Source organism: Herbaspirillum sp. LeCh32-8 (genome assembly GCF_017814915.1).
Lineage (GTDB): Bacteria > Pseudomonadota > Gammaproteobacteria > Burkholderiales > Burkholderiaceae_D > Herbaspirillum.
In genome coordinates, this window is the sequence record NZ_JAGIPZ010000006.1 from 244652 (window position 1) to 262926 (window position 18275).

At 58.9% G+C, this 18275-nt stretch carries 27 protein-coding genes; all 27 read left to right on the forward strand.

Annotation, left to right across the window (positions count from 1 at the left end; translation table 11 throughout):
* Positions 1 to 361 precede the first annotated feature (361 nt).
* Positions 362 to 2611, forward strand: a complete 2250-nt coding sequence (locus J8I26_RS13280; RefSeq protein ID WP_209607575.1) for a TonB-dependent hemoglobin/transferrin/lactoferrin family receptor — start codon at positions 362 to 364, stop codon at positions 2609 to 2611.
* A 79-nt stretch (positions 2612 to 2690) separates the two neighbouring features.
* Entirely contained in the window at positions 2691 to 3848 is a 1158-nt protein-coding gene (locus tag J8I26_RS13285) for a ChuX/HutX family heme-like substrate-binding protein (protein WP_209607576.1), read from the forward strand.
* 313 nt (positions 3849 to 4161) lie between these two features.
* Positions 4162 to 4545 (forward strand): 30S ribosomal protein S12, encoded by a 384-nt coding sequence (rpsL, locus tag J8I26_RS13290; RefSeq protein ID WP_209607577.1) that lies wholly within the window; start codon positions 4162 to 4164, stop codon positions 4543 to 4545.
* A 148-nt stretch (positions 4546 to 4693) separates the two neighbouring features.
* Complete coding sequence (gene rpsG, locus J8I26_RS13295) at positions 4694 to 5164, forward strand: 30S ribosomal protein S7 (RefSeq protein WP_079217283.1); 471 nt, start codon at positions 4694 to 4696, stop codon at positions 5162 to 5164.
* 126 nt (positions 5165 to 5290) lie between these two features.
* Positions 5291 to 7396, forward strand: a complete 2106-nt coding sequence (gene fusA / locus J8I26_RS13300) for an elongation factor G (protein WP_209607578.1) — start codon at positions 5291 to 5293, stop codon at positions 7394 to 7396.
* Between the two features lie 84 nt (positions 7397 to 7480).
* Positions 7481 to 8671 carry an elongation factor Tu gene (gene tuf, locus J8I26_RS13305; RefSeq protein ID WP_209607568.1) on the forward strand — a complete coding sequence of 397 codons (1191 nt, stop codon included), beginning with the start codon at positions 7481 to 7483 and terminating at the stop codon, positions 8669 to 8671.
* 81 nt (positions 8672 to 8752) lie between these two features.
* Positions 8753 to 9070 (forward strand): 30S ribosomal protein S10, encoded by a 318-nt coding sequence (rpsJ, locus tag J8I26_RS13310; RefSeq protein WP_006464935.1) that lies wholly within the window; start codon positions 8753 to 8755, stop codon positions 9068 to 9070.
* A 163-nt stretch (positions 9071 to 9233) separates the two neighbouring features.
* A complete protein-coding gene (gene rplC / locus J8I26_RS13315) occupies positions 9234 to 9893 on the forward strand; it encodes a 50S ribosomal protein L3 (RefSeq protein WP_209607579.1) in 660 nt (219 codons plus the stop codon).
* Positions 9893 to 10513 carry a 50S ribosomal protein L4 gene (gene rplD / locus J8I26_RS13320; RefSeq protein WP_209607580.1) on the forward strand — a complete coding sequence of 207 codons (621 nt, stop codon included), beginning with the start codon at positions 9893 to 9895 and terminating at the stop codon, positions 10511 to 10513. Before rplC ends, rplD begins: the two co-directional genes overlap by 1 nt.
* A complete protein-coding gene (rplW, locus tag J8I26_RS13325) occupies positions 10510 to 10827 on the forward strand; it encodes a 50S ribosomal protein L23 (protein WP_209607581.1) in 318 nt (105 codons plus the stop codon). Before rplD ends, rplW begins: the two co-directional genes overlap by 4 nt.
* The gene (gene rplB, locus J8I26_RS13330) at positions 10827 to 11654 is read left to right on the forward strand and encodes a 50S ribosomal protein L2 (RefSeq protein ID WP_209607582.1); all 828 of its coding nucleotides are present in this window, start codon (positions 10827 to 10829) and stop codon (positions 11652 to 11654) included. Before rplW ends, rplB begins: the two co-directional genes overlap by 1 nt.
* A 10-nt stretch (positions 11655 to 11664) precedes the next feature.
* Positions 11665 to 11940, forward strand: coding sequence for a 30S ribosomal protein S19 (rpsS, locus tag J8I26_RS13335; RefSeq protein WP_006464930.1), 276 nt, complete (start codon positions 11665 to 11667; stop codon positions 11938 to 11940).
* Positions 11941 to 11946: 6 nt separating this feature from the next.
* A complete protein-coding gene (gene rplV, locus J8I26_RS13340) occupies positions 11947 to 12279 on the forward strand; it encodes a 50S ribosomal protein L22 (protein ID WP_175354815.1) in 333 nt (110 codons plus the stop codon).
* A 9-nt stretch (positions 12280 to 12288) separates the two neighbouring features.
* On the forward strand, positions 12289 to 13104 hold the full coding sequence (gene rpsC, locus J8I26_RS13345) for a 30S ribosomal protein S3 (protein ID WP_209607583.1): 816 nt from the start codon (positions 12289 to 12291) through the stop codon (positions 13102 to 13104).
* A 2-nt stretch (positions 13105 to 13106) separates the two neighbouring features.
* Positions 13107 to 13526, forward strand: a complete 420-nt coding sequence (gene rplP / locus J8I26_RS13350; protein ID WP_209607584.1) for a 50S ribosomal protein L16 — start codon at positions 13107 to 13109, stop codon at positions 13524 to 13526.
* A 13-nt stretch (positions 13527 to 13539) separates the two neighbouring features.
* Complete coding sequence (gene rpmC / locus J8I26_RS13355; RefSeq protein ID WP_209607585.1) at positions 13540 to 13734, forward strand: 50S ribosomal protein L29; 195 nt, start codon at positions 13540 to 13542, stop codon at positions 13732 to 13734.
* A complete protein-coding gene (rpsQ, locus tag J8I26_RS13360) occupies positions 13731 to 14003 on the forward strand; it encodes a 30S ribosomal protein S17 (RefSeq protein WP_209607586.1) in 273 nt (90 codons plus the stop codon). Before rpmC ends, rpsQ begins: the two co-directional genes overlap by 4 nt.
* A gap of 194 nt (positions 14004 to 14197) precedes the next feature.
* Positions 14198 to 14566, forward strand: coding sequence for a 50S ribosomal protein L14 (gene rplN / locus J8I26_RS13365; protein WP_006464924.1), 369 nt, complete (start codon positions 14198 to 14200; stop codon positions 14564 to 14566).
* A gap of 9 nt (positions 14567 to 14575) precedes the next feature.
* The gene (gene rplX / locus J8I26_RS13370; RefSeq protein ID WP_079217274.1) at positions 14576 to 14890 is read left to right on the forward strand and encodes a 50S ribosomal protein L24; all 315 of its coding nucleotides are present in this window, start codon (positions 14576 to 14578) and stop codon (positions 14888 to 14890) included.
* Positions 14891 to 14895: 5 nt separating this feature from the next.
* Positions 14896 to 15435 (forward strand): 50S ribosomal protein L5, encoded by a 540-nt coding sequence (gene rplE / locus J8I26_RS13375; protein ID WP_209607587.1) that lies wholly within the window; start codon positions 14896 to 14898, stop codon positions 15433 to 15435.
* A 7-nt stretch (positions 15436 to 15442) separates the two neighbouring features.
* Entirely contained in the window at positions 15443 to 15748 is a 306-nt protein-coding gene (rpsN, locus tag J8I26_RS13380) for a 30S ribosomal protein S14 (RefSeq protein ID WP_209607588.1), read from the forward strand.
* A 14-nt stretch (positions 15749 to 15762) separates the two neighbouring features.
* Complete coding sequence (gene rpsH / locus J8I26_RS13385) at positions 15763 to 16158, forward strand: 30S ribosomal protein S8 (protein ID WP_209607589.1); 396 nt, start codon at positions 15763 to 15765, stop codon at positions 16156 to 16158.
* 10 nt (positions 16159 to 16168) lie between these two features.
* The gene (gene rplF / locus J8I26_RS13390; protein ID WP_209607590.1) at positions 16169 to 16702 is read left to right on the forward strand and encodes a 50S ribosomal protein L6; all 534 of its coding nucleotides are present in this window, start codon (positions 16169 to 16171) and stop codon (positions 16700 to 16702) included.
* 12 nt (positions 16703 to 16714) lie between these two features.
* Positions 16715 to 17077, forward strand: coding sequence for a 50S ribosomal protein L18 (gene rplR, locus J8I26_RS13395; RefSeq protein ID WP_209607591.1), 363 nt, complete (start codon positions 16715 to 16717; stop codon positions 17075 to 17077).
* A 12-nt stretch (positions 17078 to 17089) separates the two neighbouring features.
* Positions 17090 to 17608, forward strand: a complete 519-nt coding sequence (gene rpsE / locus J8I26_RS13400; protein ID WP_006464917.1) for a 30S ribosomal protein S5 — start codon at positions 17090 to 17092, stop codon at positions 17606 to 17608.
* A gap of 10 nt (positions 17609 to 17618) precedes the next feature.
* Positions 17619 to 17798, forward strand: a complete 180-nt coding sequence (gene rpmD / locus J8I26_RS13405) for a 50S ribosomal protein L30 (RefSeq protein WP_209607592.1) — start codon at positions 17619 to 17621, stop codon at positions 17796 to 17798.
* Between the two features lie 26 nt (positions 17799 to 17824).
* On the forward strand, positions 17825 to 18259 hold the full coding sequence (rplO, locus tag J8I26_RS13410) for a 50S ribosomal protein L15 (protein WP_209607593.1): 435 nt from the start codon (positions 17825 to 17827) through the stop codon (positions 18257 to 18259).
* The last annotated feature ends 16 nt before the right edge of the window (positions 18260 to 18275 follow it).

Below are 18275 nucleotides of genomic sequence, written 5' to 3' on the forward strand. Positions count from 1 at the left end.
ACGTGTTTCGTGTCCTGTCGAGACGGCCGGCTATTGCAAGGCATCACACGGCACCTATCAGTGCTGTGCGCATACCCGTCATATGCGAGCAGGATCAAGTCGGGATTGCCTAAATTCGCGCAATCTCTTATCATCTTCAAATAATAATTATTCTCATTTGAGTTGCCTCAAAAAAATAATTATCACGTCCCGACTTGCGCGCTCAGGCTTCGTATTCCGCTCCGGGGAGCGGTGAATTGCGTTGCCGTCGCCACAACGCGCAAGGAGGATTCAACATCGAGGTAGCCAGCCGACGCTAGTAACCGATCCATAGAAGGGGTGGTTACCAGTGTTTCCATGCAAATCGACATTTGCAGCGGCCATGTTGTTGGCGCTGCAGCAGTGGCCCTGCGCGAACGCTTTCGCGCAGACGGCCAATGATTCCATCAATCTCGCGCAGGCCTCCGACAGCGAGACATCCAAAGCGACTGCCGGCAAGCGGCTGCAGGACGTGGTCGTCACGGCCAACCGCTCGGGCAGCACTGATCTCGATCACGCGGCGGCCACAGTGTCGGTGATTACCTCCGAGGACATCGAAGAGCACAACGCGCGCGACATCAAGGATGCGCTGCGCTATGAGCCGGGCGTTGAAGTGCGTCGCAACGTCTACCGCATGTCCGGCATCACCGGTGCATCGGCGACCACCGGGCGCGGCGGCAACGAGGGCATCACCATCCGCGGGCTGGACGGCAACCGCGTGCTGATGCTGGAAGACGGTATCGCCATGCCGCGCGCCTTCAGCCAGGGCGTGGCCAGCGTCGGCCGCGGCGCTTACACCGACACCGAGCTGTACCAGCGCATCGAAGTGCTGCGTGGCCCGGCGTCATCGCTGTATGGCAGCGACGGTATGACCGGCGCGGTCAACTTCATCACCAAGGATCCGCAGGATCTGCTGAAGGTGTTCGGCAAGAGCACCTATTTCTCCTTCAAGCCTTCCTACGACTCGGGCGACCGCAGCTACGGCGGCACCGCCAGCGCCGCATGGGGCGGCGAACAGTGGCAGGGCATGCTGATCCTGAATGCGCGTCACGGCCACGAAGCCGACAACAAGGGCAGCAACAACGTCACCGGCAGCGCGCGCACCACGCCGGATCCAATGAGTTACACCAACCGCTCGGCACTGGGCAAGCTGGTGTTCAAGCCCAACGGCCTGGACACATTCAAGCTGACGCTGGAAAACACCGAGCAGCGCGACAGCGGCGACAGCCTCTCTGCCCTGGGCAGCGGCATCACCAGCTACCAGACCAGCAGCAAGGCCAAGAGCAATCGCGTCGTCTTGGGCTATGAGCACGTGGATCCCGAGCATCCGTGGCTGCAAAAATTCAAGGCCAACGTGTACTACCGCGACGCCGACACCAATCAGTACACCTTCGAAGGCGGCACCACCACGTCGCCGGCCCGCCCGCGCTTCCGCGAGGTCTGGTACAGCGACCAGGTGGTCGGCGGCAACCTGCTGGCCGAGAGCAACTTCGGGCCGCAATGGTGGCGTCACAAGCTGGTCTACGGCCTCGACCTCAGCGTGTCGACGCTGAAGGTGAACGCCAACGGCACCGGCTGGACCACGTGTACCGGCACCCAGTACTGCGAATACTTCCCCAAGACCGAGTACACCTCGCTGGGCGCCTACGTGCAGGATGAAATGCGCACCGGCGCGCTGACCACCATCGCCGGCCTGCGCTACGACGCCTACGATCTCAAGCCCCAGGCCAGCGCCAAGTACGATGCGCAGGCCGTGGCCAGCGGCCAGCCGGCAGCGTCGAGCAAGGACAGCGCGTTCTCGCCGCGCCTGGCGTTCCTGTATGAGGTCACGCCGGCGTTCATCCCCTACATCCAGTACGCGCGCGGCTTCCGTTCTCCCTCGCCACAGGAGGTCAATTCCTTCTTCAACAACACCGTCTACAAGCAGATCTCCAATCCTGATCTGAAGCCGGAGACCAGCAATACCTTCGAACTCGGCCTGCGCGGCAAGCTGCCCGCCGGCGAGGGCGCGCTGCGCTACAGCGCGGCCGCCTACAAGGGCAGCTACCGCAACTTCATCGACCTGGTGACCGTGGGCGGCAACCTGACCGTGGCCAACCCGACCATCTTCCAGTACCGCAATGCCTACAAGGCCGAGATCCACGGCTTCGAGGGACGCGTGGACTGGCAGATGGACAACGGCGTGAGCGTCAAGGGCGGCTTTGCCTGGACCAAGGGCACAACCACCAACAACGGCGTCGAGCAGGGCTTGGAATCGGTGGCGCCACTGTCGGTGGTGACCGGCGTGCGCTATGAGCCGACCAAGGTGTGGTTCGTGCAGACCGACATGGTCTATAACGCGGCCAAGAAGAAGGGGGACATCCCGACCTCGACCAACTTCGTTTCGCCGTCCTTCTTCGTGATGGACCTGTCGGGCGGCTACCGCTTCAACAAGAACATGATCTTGTACGCAGGCATCCGCAATCTGTTCGACAAGAAGTACTGGAGCTGGACCGACATCCGCGGCTTGTCGCTGGCCGACAGCGCGGTCAACAAGGATGCCTACACCGAGCCGGGCCGCAGCTTCAACGTGAGCATGAAGTTCGAATACTGATCCGCCACCGGCCGCGCCTGCGCGCCGGTGGAGGCGCGGCCGTTTCCATTGCAACGCCAAGACCTGAAAGGAAGCACACATGAACAAGCAACACAGCAAGAGCAGGACGCTGCGCGCGGCCACGACCGCCATTGCATTGGCCGCCGCCATGCTGGCCGCCGGCTGCGCCTCGCAGCAGCCGCTGGCCGAGCGCTGGGCGCAGTTGCGCACCGCAGAGCCCAAGGTACATCCGCGCGACGCCGCGCAAAAACTGGGCGTGTCGGAAGCCCAGCTGGTCGCCACCGAGGTGGGTCGCCAGGCTGTGCGTCTGAACGACGGCGAGCAGAATTTCAAGGCCATCTTCGAGCGCTTGCCTGAGCTGGGCCGGATCAAGGCCATCACCCGTAACGACAACGTTGTGCTGGAGCGCGCCGGCGTTGTCACGCCTGCGCAGCGGGACGCCGAAGGGCGCGCGCGTCCGGGCACCGGATTCGCCGGCGGGCCGATCGATCTGCGCTTTTCGACGGGGCAGTGGGCCAGCGCCTTTGCCGTGGTGCAGCCTGGGCGCGCCGGCAAGACCAGCCACAGCCTGCAATTCTTTGACCGCCATGGCGACGCCGTGCACAAGGTCTATCTCGACAATGAGGAGCACGTCGCCGCCTTCGACAAGCTGGTTGCCGATTTCAGGATGAGCGTGCAGAACACCGCGTTGACGGTGGAGCCGGCACCGGCTCCCGGCCCGGTGATCGCCAATCCGAAGCCGTCCGAGGAAGACATCAAGGAGCTGCGCCTGTCGTGGCATGAGTTGACCGATGTGCACCAGTTCCCGCGCCTGCTGCGCGAGCTCAAGCTCACCCGCGAGCAGGCATTGCAACTGATCGGCGCCGAATCGGCCTGGCGCATCCAGCCGCAGGCGGCGCAGGCGCTGATCGAGCAGGCGCGCACCCGTCAGCAGCCCATCATGGTGTTCGTCAGCAACCGCGGCATGACGCAGATCTACAGCGGGCCCATCGAAAAGACCTCGAGCTCCGGCGAGTGGTACAACGTGCTCGACCCGGATTTCAATCTCCACCTGCGACAGGCGGCAGTGGACCACGGTTGGGTGGTGCGCCGGCCGACCGACCATGGCGTGGTGACGTCGGTCGAGTTCTATGACGCCCGCGGCAACATGATCGTCAACTTCTTCTCGCGCCGCGAGCGCGGGCAGGAGGAAACGGTGCTCTGGCGCAATATCGTGGGCGCCTTGCCGCGCGGCTAAATTTCCAGTCTGCCAATAGTGTCTCCGTGGCAATGCGGTAAACGTCGCAAAATGGCCTCAGGAAGGCCATTTCAGCCCCAAAAGCCCGGTCCAGGTTGACCGGGCTGTTTTTGAGGCATATACTCGCGAGTTCTCGATTTTAGGCTCGCCCGGGCTTATGCGTTCTTTGGTCTGATCTTTCGCTTCTGCGACGCCTATTCCTCTCCGGTCTTAAATCGAAGCGCGCGGTTTCTCGCGTGAAAGTTTTCTGTGTGGTTCCGGGCAACCGTTTCCGGAATCTGTTTTCAATGTCGTACTTTGTTGGATTAAAACGATGCCAACCATCAATCAATTGATTAGCAACCCACGTGTCCGCGAGACCGTGAAGAGCAAATCGCCGGCGCTGGAGAACAGCCCGCAAAAGCGTGGTGTTTGCACTCGCGTGTACACCACCACCCCGAAGAAGCCGAACTCCGCGCTGCGTAAGGTCGCCAAGGTGCGCCTGACCAACGGTTTCGAAGTCATTTCGTACATCGGCGGTGAAGGCCACAACCTGCAAGAACACAGCGTCGTGCTGATCCGCGGCGGCCGTGTGAAGGACTTGCCGGGTGTGCGTTACCACATGGTTCGCGGTGCACTGGATACCCAGGGCGTCAAGGATCGTAAGCAAGCTCGCTCGAAGTACGGTGCCAAGCGCGCCAAGGCAGCGAAGAAGTAATAATTGGTCTTTATCATGGCGCTTGTCGCCTGATGAAAAGTGTCGGTCCGGATGGGCCGAGTAAGTGGAAGCCATGATGGCTCTCCGCGAGTGCAGGCGAAGTTGAATCAGGGTTCGCCCACTCAACTGAAGATTGAAAGGAATCGAAATGCCACGTCGTCGTGAAGTACCCAAGCGTGAAATTCTGCCGGATCCGAAGTTCGGCAATGTTGATGTCGCCAAGTTTGTGAACGTGCTGATGCTGTCCGGCAAGAAGTCTGTCGCCGAAAACATCATCTACGGCGCCTTCGATCACATCCAGCAAAAGTCCGGCAAGGACCCGCTGGAAGTGTTCGCTGCCGCCCTGGCCAACTGCAAGCCGATGGTGGAAGTGAAGTCGCGTCGCGTTGGCGGCGCCAACTACCAGGTGCCGGTCGAAGTGCGTCCGGTTCGTCGTATGGCGCTGTCGATGCGCTGGCTGCGTGAAGCTGCCAACAAGCGCAGCGAGAAGTCCATGCCGCAACGTCTGGGTGGCGAGCTGATGGAAGCCGCCGAAGGCCGCGGCGGTGCAATGAAGAAGCGTGACGAAGTGCACCGTATGGCAGAAGCGAACAAGGCGTTCTCGCACTTCCGCTTCTAACAAAGACAGGATGAAGCCCTGGTCGCATCGGCAGGGGCTTCGTCTATATCTGAATTGGTTCGAGCCGAGCGTTTATTTGAAAAAAATGACGCTCGGTTTCGTGCATTAAAGACTTAGGAATAAATCATGGCTCGCAAGACCCCCATTGAGCGCTACCGTAACATCGGTATTTCCGCCCACATCGATGCTGGCAAGACCACCACCACCGAACGCGTCCTGTTCTACACCGGCGTGAACCACAAGATCGGTGAAGTGCACGATGGCGCCGCCACCATGGACTGGATGGAGCAGGAGCAAGAGCGCGGCATCACCATCACTTCCGCGGCAACCACCTGCTTCTGGAAGGGCATGGCGAACAACTTCCCGGCTCACCACATCAACATCATCGATACCCCGGGCCACGTTGACTTCACCATTGAAGTTGAGCGTTCGATGCGCGTTCTGGACGGCGCTTGCATGGTTTACTGTGCAGTCGGCGGCGTGCAGCCGCAGTCCGAAACCGTGTGGCGCCAAGCCAACAAGTACAAGGTTCCCCGTCTGGCGTTCGTCAACAAGATGGACCGTACCGGCGCGAACTTCTTCAAGGTCTACGAGCAAATGCGTGCTCGCCTGAAGGCCAACCCGATCCCGATGCAAGTGCCTATCGGCGCCGAAGAAAACTTCGAAGGCGTGATCGACCTGGTCAAGATGCGCGCAATCTACTGGGACGACGCTTCCCAGGGCATGAAGTTCGACTACCGCGACATCCCCGAGCACCTGAAGGCTGACTCGCAGAAGTGGCGTGAAAACCTGGTCGAAACCGCTGCTGAAGCATCGGAAGAACTGATGAACAAGTACCTGGAAGACGGCGACCTGAGCGAAGCCGACATCAAGGCTGCTATTCGTCAACGCACCATCGCCGGCGAAATCGTCCCGATGATGTGCGGCACCGCCTTCAAGAACAAGGGCGTGCAAGCGATGCTGGACGGCGTGATCGAATACCTGCCGTCGCCGGTCGATATTCCGCCGGTTCCGGGTCTGGATGAAGATGATGCGCCGGTCGTGCGTGAAGCCAAGGACGACGAGAAGTTCTCCGCCCTGGCATTCAAGATCGCAACCGACCCGTTCGTCGGCCAGCTGTGCTTCATCCGCTGCTACTCGGGCACCCTGAATTCGGGCGACACCGTGCTGAACTCGGTGAAGTCGAAGAAGGAACGTATCGGCCGTATCGTGCAGATGCACGCCAACCAGCGCGAAGAAATCAAGGAAATGCTGGCAGGCGACATCGCCGCCGTCGTGGGTCTGAAGGACACCACCACCGGCGACACCCTGTGCGACGACAAGTCCGTGGTCGTGCTGGAGCGCATGGTCTTCCCTGAGCCGGTGATCTCGCAGGCCGTCGAGCCGAAGACCAAGGCCGACCAAGAAAAGATGGGCCTGGCCCTGAACCGCCTGGCAGCAGAAGATCCGTCGTTCCGCGTGCGTACCGACGAAGAATCGGGCCAGACCATCATCGCCGGTATGGGAGAGCTGCACCTGGACATCATCGTCGACCGCATGAAGCGTGAGTTCAACGTGGAAGCGACCGTCGGCAAGCCGCAGGTGGCGTACCGCGAAACCATCCGCAAGACCTGCGAAGAGTCCGAAGGCAAGTTCGTCAAGCAGTCGGGCGGTCGTGGTCAGTACGGTCACGTGGTTCTGAAGATCGAACCGCAAGAAGCCGGCAAGGGCTTCGAGTTCGTCGACGCGATCAAGGGCGGTACCGTTCCTCGCGAATTCATCCCTGCAGTTGAAAAGGGCGTGCGCGAAACCCTGAACACCGGCGTGCTGGCCGGCTACCCGGTGGTGGACGTCAAGGTCACCCTGTTCTTCGGTTCGTACCACGACGTTGACTCGAACGAAAACGCCTTCCGCATGGCCGGTTCGATGGCCTTCAAGGACGGCTGCCGTCGCGCCAGCCCGGTCATTCTGGAGCCGATGATGGCTGTGGAAGTGGAAACCCCGGAAGACTACGCCGGTACCGTGATGGGCGACCTGTCGTCCCGCCGCGGTATGGTGCAAGGCATGGATGAAATCGCCGGCGGTGGCGGCAAGATCATCAAGGCAGAAGTGCCGCTGTCGGAAATGTTCGGTTACTCGACCACGCTGCGTTCGGCAACTCAAGGCCGCGCAACCTACTCGATGGAATTCAAGCACTACTCCGAAGCACCGAAGAACGTGATCGACGCGATCGTCACTTCGAAGGCCAAGTAAGCTTGCGAAATACGGCCCGTCCCGTGTGGGGCGGGCTGAAACTAGTTGATATTGAACAAATCGTTCTTTTGAAGGATAGAGAAAATGGCAAAAGGTAAATTCGAGCGGACCAAGCCGCACGTGAACGTTGGCACGATCGGCCACGTTGACCATGGCAAGACCACGCTGACTGCAGCAATCGCAACCGTTCTGTCGAAGAAGTTCGGCGGCGAAGCGAAGGCCTACGACCAGATCGACGCAGCGCCTGAAGAAAAGGCTCGCGGCATCACCATCAACACCGCGCACGTCGAATACGAAACCGCAAACCGTCACTACGCCCACGTTGACTGCCCCGGCCACGCCGACTACGTCAAGAACATGATCACCGGCGCAGCGCAGATGGACGGCGCGATCTTGGTGTGCTCGGCCGCTGACGGCCCGATGCCCCAGACCCGCGAACACATCCTGCTGTCGCGTCAGGTTGGCGTTCCTTACATCATCGTCTTCCTGAACAAGGCTGACATGGTGGACGACGCTGAGCTGCTGGAACTGGTGGAAATGGAAGTCCGTGAACTGCTGTCGAAGTACGAGTTCCCTGGTGACGACCTGCCCATCGTGAAGGGTTCGGCCAAGCTGGCGCTGGAAGGCGACACCGGTCCCCTGGGCGAGCAAGCGATCATGGCCCTGGCCGAAGCGCTGGACACCTACATCCCGACCCCGGAACGTGCTGTTGACGGTACCTTCCTGATGCCGGTGGAAGACGTGTTCTCGATCTCGGGTCGCGGCACCGTGGTGACCGGTCGCGTTGAACGCGGCGTGATCAAGGTCGGCGAAGAAATCGAAATCGTCGGTATCGCTGACACCCAGAAGACCACCTGCACCGGCGTGGAAATGTTCCGCAAGCTGCTGGACCAAGGTCAAGCAGGCGACAACGTTGGCGTGCTGCTGCGCGGCACCAAGCGTGAAGACGTCCAGCGTGGTCAGGTTCTGGCCAAGCCGGGTTCGATCAAGCCGCACAAGCACTTCACCGGCGAGATCTATGTTCTGTCGAAGGACGAAGGCGGCCGTCACACCCCGTTCTTCAACAACTACCGTCCGCAGTTCTACTTCCGTACGACTGACGTGACTGGCGCGATCGAACTGCCGGAAGGCAAGGAAATGGTCATGCCGGGCGACAACGTGTCGATCACCGTGAAGCTGATCAACCCGATCGCTATGGAAGAAGGTCTGCGTTTCGCTATCCGTGAAGGCGGTCGTACCGTCGGCGCCGGCGTCGTCGCCAAGATCTTCGACTAATCGTCGAATCGCAATACCAGTAATTTTTTCACCATCGCCGGGGATGATCCTCATCCCCGGTTCGCTCTTTAAAGGAAAATCATGTCGGTTCCTAGCCAAAAAATCCGTATCCGTCTGAAAGCTTTCGACTATCGTCTGATCGACCAGTCCGCACTGGAAATCGTTGACACCGCCAAGCGCACCGGCGCTGTCGTCAAGGGTCCGGTTCCCCTGCCGACCCGCATCCAGCGTTTCGACGTTCTGCGTTCGCCGCACGTCAACAAGACCTCGCGCGACCAGTTCGAAATCCGTACCCATCAGCGTCTGATGGACATCGTCGATCCGACCGACAAGACGGTTGATGCACTGATGAAGCTGGACCTGCCCGCTGGCGTTGACGTAGAAATCAAGCTGCAATAAAAGTAGGCAATGTGTTGGAAAAGCGCACAACCCTTGGTTGTGCGCTTTTTTATTCCGGGCTATAATGCTCGGCTTCGATGTGGGTTTTGCGTCTGCAAGGCCCGCAATTATTGGTAGTACGAACATCAGCCCCGCCCAATCGCAGGCGGGAATGGAGAAAACAATGAGCCTGGGCCTTGTTGGTCGCAAGGTTGGTATGATGCGCATCTTCACGGAAGATGGGGATTCGATCCCTGTGACCGTGCTGGACGTGTCCAACAACCGCGTGACACAAATCAAAACGCCTGAAGTGGATGGTTATTCCGCTGTTCAGGTGACCTTCGGTCAACGTCGCGCTTCCCGCGTGACCAAAGCCGCTGCCGGCCACTACGCCAAAGCTGGCGTTGAAGCTGGTACCGTTCTCAAAGAATTCCGTGTTGACGCCGCCAAGGCTGCCGAATTCAAGGCAGGCGACGCCGTTGGCATCGCCCTGTTTGAAGCCGGCCAAAAGGTCGACGTGCAAGGCGTGTCGATTGGTAAGGGCTACGCCGGTACCATCAAACGTTACAACTTCTCGTCGGGTCGCGCGACCCACGGTAACTCCCGCTCGCACAATGTTCCTGGCTCCATCGGTATGGCGCAGGATCCGGGCCGCGTGTTCCCTGGCAAGCGCATGACCGGTCACCTGGGTGATGTCACGACTACCGTGCAAAACCTGGAGATCGCTCGTGTCGACGCAGAACGTCAGCTGCTGCTGGTGAAGGGTGCCGTTCCCGGCGCCAAGAACGGTCAAGTGATCGTCTCGCCGGCAGTCAAAGTCAAAGCGAAGAAGGGAGCCCAATAATGGAACTGAAGCTCCTGAATGACCAAGGTCAAGCTGCTTCGAACGTCGCTGCACCGGATACCATTTTCGGTCGTGACTACAATGAAGCACTGATTCACCAGGTCGTGGTTGCTTACCAAGCAAACGCTCGCAGCGGCAACCGCAAGCAAAAAGACCGTGAAGAAGTCAGTCACACCACGAAGAAGCCGTGGCGTCAAAAGGGTACTGGCCGCGCTCGCGCCGGTATGTCCTCGTCGCCTCTGTGGCGCGGTGGTGGTCGTATCTTCCCGAACTCGCCTGACGAAAACTTCACCCACAAGGTCAACAAGAAGATGTATCGCGCAGGTGTCTGCTCGATCCTGTCTCAGTTGGCTCGTGAAGGCCGCTTGTCGGTCGTCGAAGAGTTCGCCGTTGAAGCCCCGAAGACCAAGCTGCTGGCCCAAAAGCTGAAGGGCATGGGCATGGATTCGGTGCTGGTTATTACCGACAGCCTGGACGAAAAGCTGCTGCTCGCATCGCGCAATCTGCCGGGCGTGCTGGTGGTTGAGCCGCGTCAAGCTGATCCCGTGTCGCTGGTGTACTTCAAGAACGTCTTGATCACCAAGCCTGCACTGGCAAAGATTGAGGAGTTGCTGGCATGAACGCAATCGTGAAACATAGCGAAGAGCGCCTGATGAAGGTGCTGCTGGCACCGGTCATCTCCGAAAAGGCAACCTTCGTGGCCGAGAAGAACGAGCAAGTCGTCTTCCTGGTCGCCAAGGATGCAACCAAGCTGGAAGTCAAGGCCGCCGTCGAACTGCTGTTCAAGGTGGAAGTGGAAGCGGTGCAAGTCGCCAACCGTCAGGGCAAGCAAAAGCGCTCGAAGAACGGTATGGGTCGTCGCAACCACACCCGCCGTGCATTCGTCAGCCTGAAGCCGGGTCAAGAAATCAACTTCACCGAGGAGGCTAAATAATGGCACTCGTAAAAGTGAAGCCGACCTCGCCCGGTCGGCGCGGCATGGTCAAGGTCGTTAATCCCGACCTGTACAAGGGCCGTCCGCTGGCATCGCTGGTCGAAAAGAAGTCCAAGACCGCTGGCCGCAACAACAACGGTCACATCACCACCCGTCACATCGGCGGTGGTCACAAGCAGCACTACCGCGTTGTCGATTTCCGTCGCAACAAGGATGGCATCCCTGCCAAGGTCGAGCGTATCGAATACGACCCGAACCGTACCGCGCACATCGCACTGCTGTGCTACGCGGACGGCGAGCGTAAGTACATCATCGCTCCCAAGGGCCTGACCGTTGGCGATCAACTGATCAGCGGCTCCGAAGCGCCGATCAAGTCGGGTAACACCCTGCCGATCCGCAACATTCCCGTGGGTACCACTATCCACTGCGTGGAAATGCTGCCGGGCAAGGGCGCCCAGATCGCACGTACCGCCGGCGCCGCTGTGGTGCTGATGGCGCGTGAAGGCACCTACGCTCAGGTTCGTCTGCGCTCCGGTGAAGTGCGTCGCGTTCACATCGAATGCCGCGCAACCATCGGTGAAGTCGGTAACGGCGAGCACAACCTGCGCAAGATCGGTAAGGCCGGTGCGACTCGTTGGCGCGGTATCCGCCCGACCGTTCGTGGCGTGGTCATGAACCCGGTCGACCACCCGCACGGTGGTGGTGAAGGTAAGACTGCGGCTGGCCGTCACCCGGTTTCGCCGTGGGGCCAGCAGACCAAGGGCAAGAAGACTCGTAGCAACAAGCGTACGACTTCGATGATTGTCTCGCGTCGCGGTAAGAAATAAGGGATAAAACATGACACGTTCATTGAAAAAAGGTCCTTTCTGCGACGCCCACCTGGTGAAAAAGGTTGAGGCTGCTCAGGCAACCAAGGACAAGAAGCCGATCAAGACCTGGTCGCGTCGTTCGACCATCATGCCGGACTTCATCGGCCTGACGATCGCCGTGCACAATGGCAAGGCACACGTGCCGGTCTATGTGTCGGAAAACATGGTTGGTCACAAGCTCGGCGAATTCGCGCTGACCCGTACTTTCAAGGGTCACGCTGCCGATAAGAAGGCTAAGAAATAAGGTCCTATGATGGAAACTAAAGCTAACCTGCGCGGTGTGCACCTGTCGGCCCAGAAGGGTCGCCTGGTTGCAGACCTGATCCGCGGTAAAAAAGTTGATCAGGCACTGAATATCTTGGCCTTCAGCCCCAAAAAGGGCGCGGCGATCATCAAGAAGGTTCTGGAGTCCGCAATCGCGAACGCCGAACACAACGATGGCGCTGACATTGACGAGCTGAAAGTCAAGACCATTTATGTGGAAAAGGGTGCGGTCCTGAAGCGCTTCACAGCGCGTGCAAAGGGCCGTGGTGATCGTATTTCCAAGCAGTCGTGTCACATCTACGTGACCGTCGGAAACTAAGGAGTCACGATGGGACAGAAGATTCATCCAACCGGTTTCCGTCTGGCGGTTACACGTAACTGGGGCTCGCGTTGGTATGCCGGCAATAACAACTTTGCCGACATGCTCAATGAGGACCTGAAGGTCCGTGCTTACCTGAAGAAGAAGCTGAAGAACGCTTCGGTTGGTCGCGTCGTGATCGAGCGCCCGGCCAAGAACGCCCGCATCACCATTTACAGCTCCCGTCCGGGCGTTGTGATCGGCAAGAAGGGCGAAGACATCGAAGTGCTGAAGTCCGCACTGGCCAAGCTGATGGGCGTGCCCGTGCACGTCAACATCGAAGAAATCCGCAAGCCGGAAGCCGATGCTCAGCTGATCGCCGATTCGATCTGCCAGCAGCTCGAAAAGCGCATCATGTTCCGTCGCGCCATGAAGCGTGCGATGCAGAACGCAATGCGTCTGGGCGCTCAAGGCATCAAGATCATGTCGTCGGGCCGTCTGAACGGCATCGAAATCGCACGTACCGAATGGTACCGTGAAGGTCGTGTGCCTCTGCACACCCTGCGCGCCGATATCGACTACGGTTTCGGCGAAGCTGAAACCACCTACGGCATCATCGGTGTGAAGGTGTGGGTCTACAAGGGCGATCGCCTGGCAAACGGCGAATCCCCGGTGCTGGTCGGCGAGCCGGAAGACGACAAGAAGCGTCGTGGTCCGCGTCGTGACGACGGCAAGCCGGGTGCACGTCCCCGCTCCAAGCCTGGTGCCGCTGGCGCCGGTGCGAAGCGTGGTGGCCGTCCTCAAGCTGCCGATGCCGGTGTGTCGGCTGAGAAAGCAGGAGAATAATCATGCTGCAACCAGCACGTAGAAAATATCGTAAAGAGCAAAAAGGTCGTAACACCGGTATTTCGCACACCCGCGGTACCGCTGTGTCGTTCGGCGACTTTGGTCTGAAGGCGGTCGGCCGTGGCCGTATCACCGCACGTCAGATCGAAGCTGCACGTCGTGCGATGACCCGTCACATCAAGCGCGGTGGTCGTATCTGGATCCGCGTTTTCCCGGACAAGCCAATTTCCCAGAAGCCTGCTGAAGTGCGTATGGGTAATGGTAAGGGTAGCCCGGAGTACTACGTGGCTGAAATTCAGCCGGGTAAGGTACTGTACGAGATGGACGGTGTGGACGAGACCCTGGCGCGCGAGGCGTTCCGTTTGGCAGCCGCCAAATTGCCGCTGGCGACCACTTTCGTTGTCCGCCAAGTCGGTCAATAATTAGGAGCGGAACATGAAAGCATCTGAACTCCGCGGTAAGGACCAAGCTGCGCTGCAAAAAGAACTGGGTGAGTTGTTGAAGGCCCAGTTCAGCCTGCGTATGCAAATTGCAACTCAGCAATTGAACAATACCGCACAGCTGAAGAAGGTACGTCGCGACATCGCACGTGTGAAAACTGTGATCAACTCGAAGGATGGCCAACAATGAACGATCAAGTGAAACAAGCGCTCCAGCGCACGCTGATTGGCAAGGTTGTGTCGGACAAGATGGATAAGACCGTCACTGTCGAAATCGAGCGTCAAATGAAGCACCCGCTGTACGGCAAGATCATCAAGCGCACCAAGAAGTACCACGCGCACGATGAGCAAAATACGGCGAAGGCCGGCGACGTGGTGGAAATCCAGGAAAGCCGTCCGATCTCCAAGACCAAGTCTTGGACTGTGACTCGTGTGGTACAAGAAGCACAGATCGTCTAAGTAATACTGTAGTACTTGCGCGCTCGATATTATGCTGCCATAATATCGAGCTCTTTCCTTCTTGCGTTCTGTGAGTAAGGAAAGGCAAAAAAAGTAGCTATTCGTCCCCTAACTAGCGAGCTCGCTTGCTAACAGGACCAAGACTGACCGCCAGCGCATCGTGCGAAGCGGATTAAGTTGGGAAAGAAAATATCATGATTCAAACTGAAAGCCGGCTCGAAGTAGCCGACAACACTGGTGCGCGCGAAGTCCTGTGCATCAAGGTCTTGGGTGGTTCCAAGCGCCGCTATGCCGGCATTGGCGATGTGATCAAGGTTACTGTCAAAAGCGCTGCCCCGCGTGGTCGCGTCAAGAAGGGTGAAATTTATAACGCTGTCGTCGTTCGTACCGCCAAGGGCGTGCGTCGTCAGGATGGTTCGCTGGTCAAGTTCGATGGTAATGCAGCCGTCCTGCTGAACGCTAAGCTGGAGCCGATCGGCACCCGTATCTTTGGGCCGGTGACTCGTGAGCTGCGTACGGAACGCTTCATGAAGATCGTCTCCCTGGCGCCTGAAGTTCTGTAAGGAGTGGTCATGGCAAAGATTCGTAAAAACGATGAAGTCATCGTGTTGACCGGTAAAGACAAGGGCAAGCGCGGTGTCGTGACTGCTCGCGTCGGCACCGATTATGTTGTTGTGGAAGGCGTGAACGTCGCTAAGAAAGCGACCCGTCCGAACCCGATGACTGGTGCAACTGGCGGCATCGTCGATAAGCTGATGCCAATTCATGTGTCGAACGTTGCGTTGTTCAACGCAGCTACCGGCAAGGCAGATCGCGTGGCTTACAAGGAAGTGGACGGCAAGAAGGTCCGCGCTTACAAGTCCAGCGGCGAAGTCGTTAAGGTTTAAACATCATGGCACGTCTTCAACAGTTTTATAAAGATAAAGTCGTCGCCGATTTGACTGCGAAGTATTCGTACAAGTCGGTGATGGAAGTTCCGCGCATCCTGAAGATCACCCTGAACATGGGTCTGTCGGAAGCAGTTGCGGACAAGAAGATCATCGAGCACGCCGTTGGCGATCTGACCAAGATCGCTGGTCAAAAGCCGGTGGTGACCAAGGCCCGTAAGGCTATCGCAGGTTTCAAGATCCGCGAAGGCTATCCGATCGGCTGCATGGTGACCCTGCGCGGCGCCCGTATGTACGAATTCCTGGATCGCTTCATCACCGTGGCCCTGCCGCGCGTGCGTGACTTCCGTGGCGTGTCGGGTCGTTCGTTCGATGGTCGTGGCAACTACAACATCGGTGTGAAAGAGCAGATCATCTTCCCCGAAATCGAGTACGACAAGATCGATGCACTGCGTGGCATGAACATCAGCATCACCACGACTGCGAAGACCGACGACGAAGCGAAGGCGCTTCTCGCCGCATTTAAATTCCCGTTCAGAAACTGAGGATGCCATGGCAAAACTGGCACTGATTAACCGTGAACAGAAGCGCGCCGCGATGGTGAAGAAGTACGCCGGCAAGCGCGCCGAGTTGAAGGCTATTATCGACGACCAATCGAAGTCGGAAGAAGAGCGTTACGAAGCACGCCTGAAGCTGCAGGCTCTGCCGCGTAACTCCGCTCCGACCCGTCAGCGCAACCGTTGCGCTCTGACTGGCCGTCCCCGTGGTACTTTCCGCAAGTTCGGATTGGGCCGTATCAAGGTCCGTGAAATCGCCATGCGCGGCGAGATTCCGGGTTTGACCAAAGCTAGCTGGTAATAGGAGAAGAAGCAATGAGTATGAGCGATCCTATCGCCGATATGCTGACCCGTATCCGCAATGCGCAAGGCGTGAACAAGACTTCCGTCGCCATGCCGTCTTCCAAAGTGAAGGTTGCCATTGCCAACGTCCTGAAGGACGAGGGTTACATTGAAGATTTCGCCGTTGTCGACGCTGAAGGCAAGGCTGAACTGAAAATCGGTTTGAAGTATTACGCCGGCCGTCCGGTTATCGAGCGCCTGGAGCGCGTGTCCCGTCCGGGTCTGCGCATCTACAAGGGCAAGAACGATATCCCTAACGTGATGAACGGTCTGGGCGTGGCCATCGTGTCCACCCCCCGCGGCGTCATGACTGACCGCAAAGCACGCGCAACCGGTGTCGGTGGCGAAGTGATTTGCTACGTGGCCTAAGGAGTGCAAGATGTCTCGTGTAGGTAAAATGCCTGTTGCACTGCCGAATGGCGCGGAAGCGACCATCACTGCAGAGCAAATCACCGTCAAGGGCCCGCTGGGCTCGCTGACGCAGCCGCTGACCAAGCTGGTCAAGGTGGCTAACAACAATGGCTCGCTGAGCTTCGAAGTGGCTGACGACAGCCGCGAAGCCAATGCGATGTCGGGCACCCTGCGTGCTCTGGTCAACAACATGGTCAACGGCGTCACCAAGGGCTTCGAAAAGAAGCTGAACCTGGTCGGCGTGGGTTTCCGTGCGCAAGCACAAGGCGACAAGCTGAACCTGTCGCTGGGCTTCTCGCACCCCATCGTTCACCAGATGCCTGCCGGCATCAAGGTTGAGACCCCGACTCAGACCGAAATCCTGATCAAGGGTATCGATCGCCAGGTGGTTGGCCAGGTCGCCGCAGAAATTCGCGCGTACCGTGAACCTGAACCCTATAAGGGCAAGGGTGTGCGCTACGCTGACGAAGTGGTGACGCTCAAAGAAACCAAGAAGAAGTAATAGGGGTTGACGATGGATAAGAAACAATCTCGCCTGCGCCGCGCGACTCAGACCCGCGCCAAGATCGCAGAACTGAAGGTCAATCGTCTGGCCGTGCACCGTACCAACACGCACATCTACGCCAGCGTCATCGGCCCCGATGCAAACGTGCTGGCTTCGGCTTCCACCTTGGAAGCTGAAGTGCGCGCCGAGCTGGCTGCTCAGTCGGGCAACGGCGGCAATGCCGCTGCTGCTGCCCTGATCGGCAAGCGCGTTGCGGAAAAGGCACTGAAGGCTGGTGTGACCGAAGTCGCATTCGACCGCTCTGGTTTCCGTTATCACGGCCGCGTCAAGGCGCTGGCTGAGGCTGCGCGTGAAGCCGGCCTGAAGTTCTAAGGAATATCGATCATGGCAAAAATGCAATCGAAAACGCAAAGCGACAAGCCTGATGACGGCATGCGCGAAAAAATGATTGCGGTCAACCGCGTCACCAAGGTGGTGAAGGGCGGCCGTATCATGGGTTTCGCAGCGCTGGCAGTGGTCGGTGACGGCGATGGCCGCATCGGCATGGGCAAGGGCAAGTCGAAGGAAGTGCCTGTCGCCGTGCAAAAGGCAATGGAAGAAGCACGTCGCAAGCTGATCAAGGTCACCCTGAAGAACGGTACCGTGCAGCACACCGTCATCGGCAAGCACGGCGCTTCGTCGGTCATGATCTCGCCCGCCAAGGATGGTACCGGCGTGATCGCCGGCGGTCCGATGCGCGCGATCTTCGAAGTGATGGGCGTGACCAACGTGGTGGCCAAGTCGACCGGTTCGACCAACCCCTACAACATGGTCCGTGCCACTTTGGACGGCCTGTCGAAGATGAACACTCCGGCTGAAATTGCTGCCAAGCGCGGCAAGTCGGTCGAAGAAATCCTGGGCTAAGGTGATTCAGATGGCTAACACAATCAAAGTTCAGCTGGTCAAGGGTCTGATCGGTACTCGTCAGGATCACCGCGCAACCGTGCGTGGTCTGGGTCTGCGTCGCGTCAACTCGGTGTCGGTGTTGGAAGACACCCCGTCGGTGCGCGGCATGATCAACAAAGTGTCCTATCTTGTGAAAGTTGTGTCGTAAGCATCTGCTTGCGAACGGAGCGAATCATGCAATTAAACACAATCCAACCCGCAGAAGGCGCGAAGCACGCTAAGCGTCGCGTCGGTCGTGGTATCGGCTCCGGCCTGGGCAAAACTGCCGGCCGCGGTCACAAGGGTCAAAAGTCCCGTTCGGGCGGCTTCCACAAGGTCGGCTTCGAAGGCGGTCAGATGCCCCTGCAACGTCGTCTGCCCAAGCGCGGTTTCAAGTCGCTGGCAACCCCGTTCAAGGCTGAAGTGCGCCTGTCCGACCTGGAAAAGCTGCCCGTCGCCGATATCGACGTGCTGGCACTGAAGCAAGCCGGCCTGGTGTCGGAACTGGCTCGTGTCGTGCGCATCATCAAGGCCGGCGAGCTGACCAAGAAGGTGACCGTCAAGGGTCTGATCGCAACTGCCGGTGCCAAGGCTGCTATCGAAGCTGCCGGCGGTTCCGTCGCTGAGTGATCCGGTCCCGGAGCAT

Excerpts from the sequence above, each read along its gene's own strand:
- rpsQ (WP_209607586.1), top strand. The coding sequence starts at position 13,731 with ATGAACGATCAAGTGAAACAAGCGCTCCAGCGCACGCTGATTGGCAAG.
- rplF (WP_209607590.1), top strand. The coding sequence starts at position 16,169 with ATGTCTCGTGTAGGTAAAATGCCTGTTGCACTGCCGAATGGCGCGGAA.
- J8I26_RS13285 (WP_209607576.1), top strand. The coding sequence starts at position 2,691 with ATGAACAAGCAACACAGCAAGAGCAGGACGCTGCGCGCGGCCACGACC.
- rpsS (WP_006464930.1), top strand. The coding sequence starts at position 11,665 with ATGACACGTTCATTGAAAAAAGGTCCTTTCTGCGACGCCCACCTGGTG.
- fusA (WP_209607578.1), top strand. The coding sequence starts at position 5,291 with ATGGCTCGCAAGACCCCCATTGAGCGCTACCGTAACATCGGTATTTCC.
- rpsJ (WP_006464935.1), top strand. The coding sequence starts at position 8,753 with ATGTCGGTTCCTAGCCAAAAAATCCGTATCCGTCTGAAAGCTTTCGAC.
- rplV (WP_175354815.1), top strand. The coding sequence starts at position 11,947 with ATGATGGAAACTAAAGCTAACCTGCGCGGTGTGCACCTGTCGGCCCAG.
- rplP (WP_209607584.1), top strand. The coding sequence starts at position 13,107 with ATGCTGCAACCAGCACGTAGAAAATATCGTAAAGAGCAAAAAGGTCGT.
- rplC (WP_209607579.1), top strand. The coding sequence starts at position 9,234 with ATGAGCCTGGGCCTTGTTGGTCGCAAGGTTGGTATGATGCGCATCTTC.
- rpsG (WP_079217283.1), top strand. The coding sequence starts at position 4,694 with ATGCCACGTCGTCGTGAAGTACCCAAGCGTGAAATTCTGCCGGATCCG.
- rplE (WP_209607587.1), top strand. The coding sequence starts at position 14,896 with ATGGCACGTCTTCAACAGTTTTATAAAGATAAAGTCGTCGCCGATTTG.
- rpsC (WP_209607583.1), top strand. The coding sequence starts at position 12,289 with ATGGGACAGAAGATTCATCCAACCGGTTTCCGTCTGGCGGTTACACGT.
- rplW (WP_209607581.1), top strand. The coding sequence starts at position 10,510 with ATGAACGCAATCGTGAAACATAGCGAAGAGCGCCTGATGAAGGTGCTG.
- rplD (WP_209607580.1), top strand. The coding sequence starts at position 9,893 with ATGGAACTGAAGCTCCTGAATGACCAAGGTCAAGCTGCTTCGAACGTC.
- tuf (WP_209607568.1), top strand. The coding sequence starts at position 7,481 with ATGGCAAAAGGTAAATTCGAGCGGACCAAGCCGCACGTGAACGTTGGC.
- rpsH (WP_209607589.1), top strand. The coding sequence starts at position 15,763 with ATGAGTATGAGCGATCCTATCGCCGATATGCTGACCCGTATCCGCAAT.
- rpsN (WP_209607588.1), top strand. The coding sequence starts at position 15,443 with ATGGCAAAACTGGCACTGATTAACCGTGAACAGAAGCGCGCCGCGATG.
- rplB (WP_209607582.1), top strand. The coding sequence starts at position 10,827 with ATGGCACTCGTAAAAGTGAAGCCGACCTCGCCCGGTCGGCGCGGCATG.
- rplR (WP_209607591.1), top strand. The coding sequence starts at position 16,715 with ATGGATAAGAAACAATCTCGCCTGCGCCGCGCGACTCAGACCCGCGCC.
- rplN (WP_006464924.1), top strand. The coding sequence starts at position 14,198 with ATGATTCAAACTGAAAGCCGGCTCGAAGTAGCCGACAACACTGGTGCG.
- rpsE (WP_006464917.1), top strand. The coding sequence starts at position 17,090 with ATGGCAAAAATGCAATCGAAAACGCAAAGCGACAAGCCTGATGACGGC.
- rpmD (WP_209607592.1), top strand. The coding sequence starts at position 17,619 with ATGGCTAACACAATCAAAGTTCAGCTGGTCAAGGGTCTGATCGGTACT.
- rpmC (WP_209607585.1), top strand. The coding sequence starts at position 13,540 with ATGAAAGCATCTGAACTCCGCGGTAAGGACCAAGCTGCGCTGCAAAAA.
- rpsL (WP_209607577.1), top strand. The coding sequence starts at position 4,162 with ATGCCAACCATCAATCAATTGATTAGCAACCCACGTGTCCGCGAGACC.
- J8I26_RS13280 (WP_209607575.1), top strand. The coding sequence starts at position 362 with ATGTTGTTGGCGCTGCAGCAGTGGCCCTGCGCGAACGCTTTCGCGCAG.
- rplX (WP_079217274.1), top strand. The coding sequence starts at position 14,576 with ATGGCAAAGATTCGTAAAAACGATGAAGTCATCGTGTTGACCGGTAAA.
- rplO (WP_209607593.1), top strand. The coding sequence starts at position 17,825 with ATGCAATTAAACACAATCCAACCCGCAGAAGGCGCGAAGCACGCTAAG.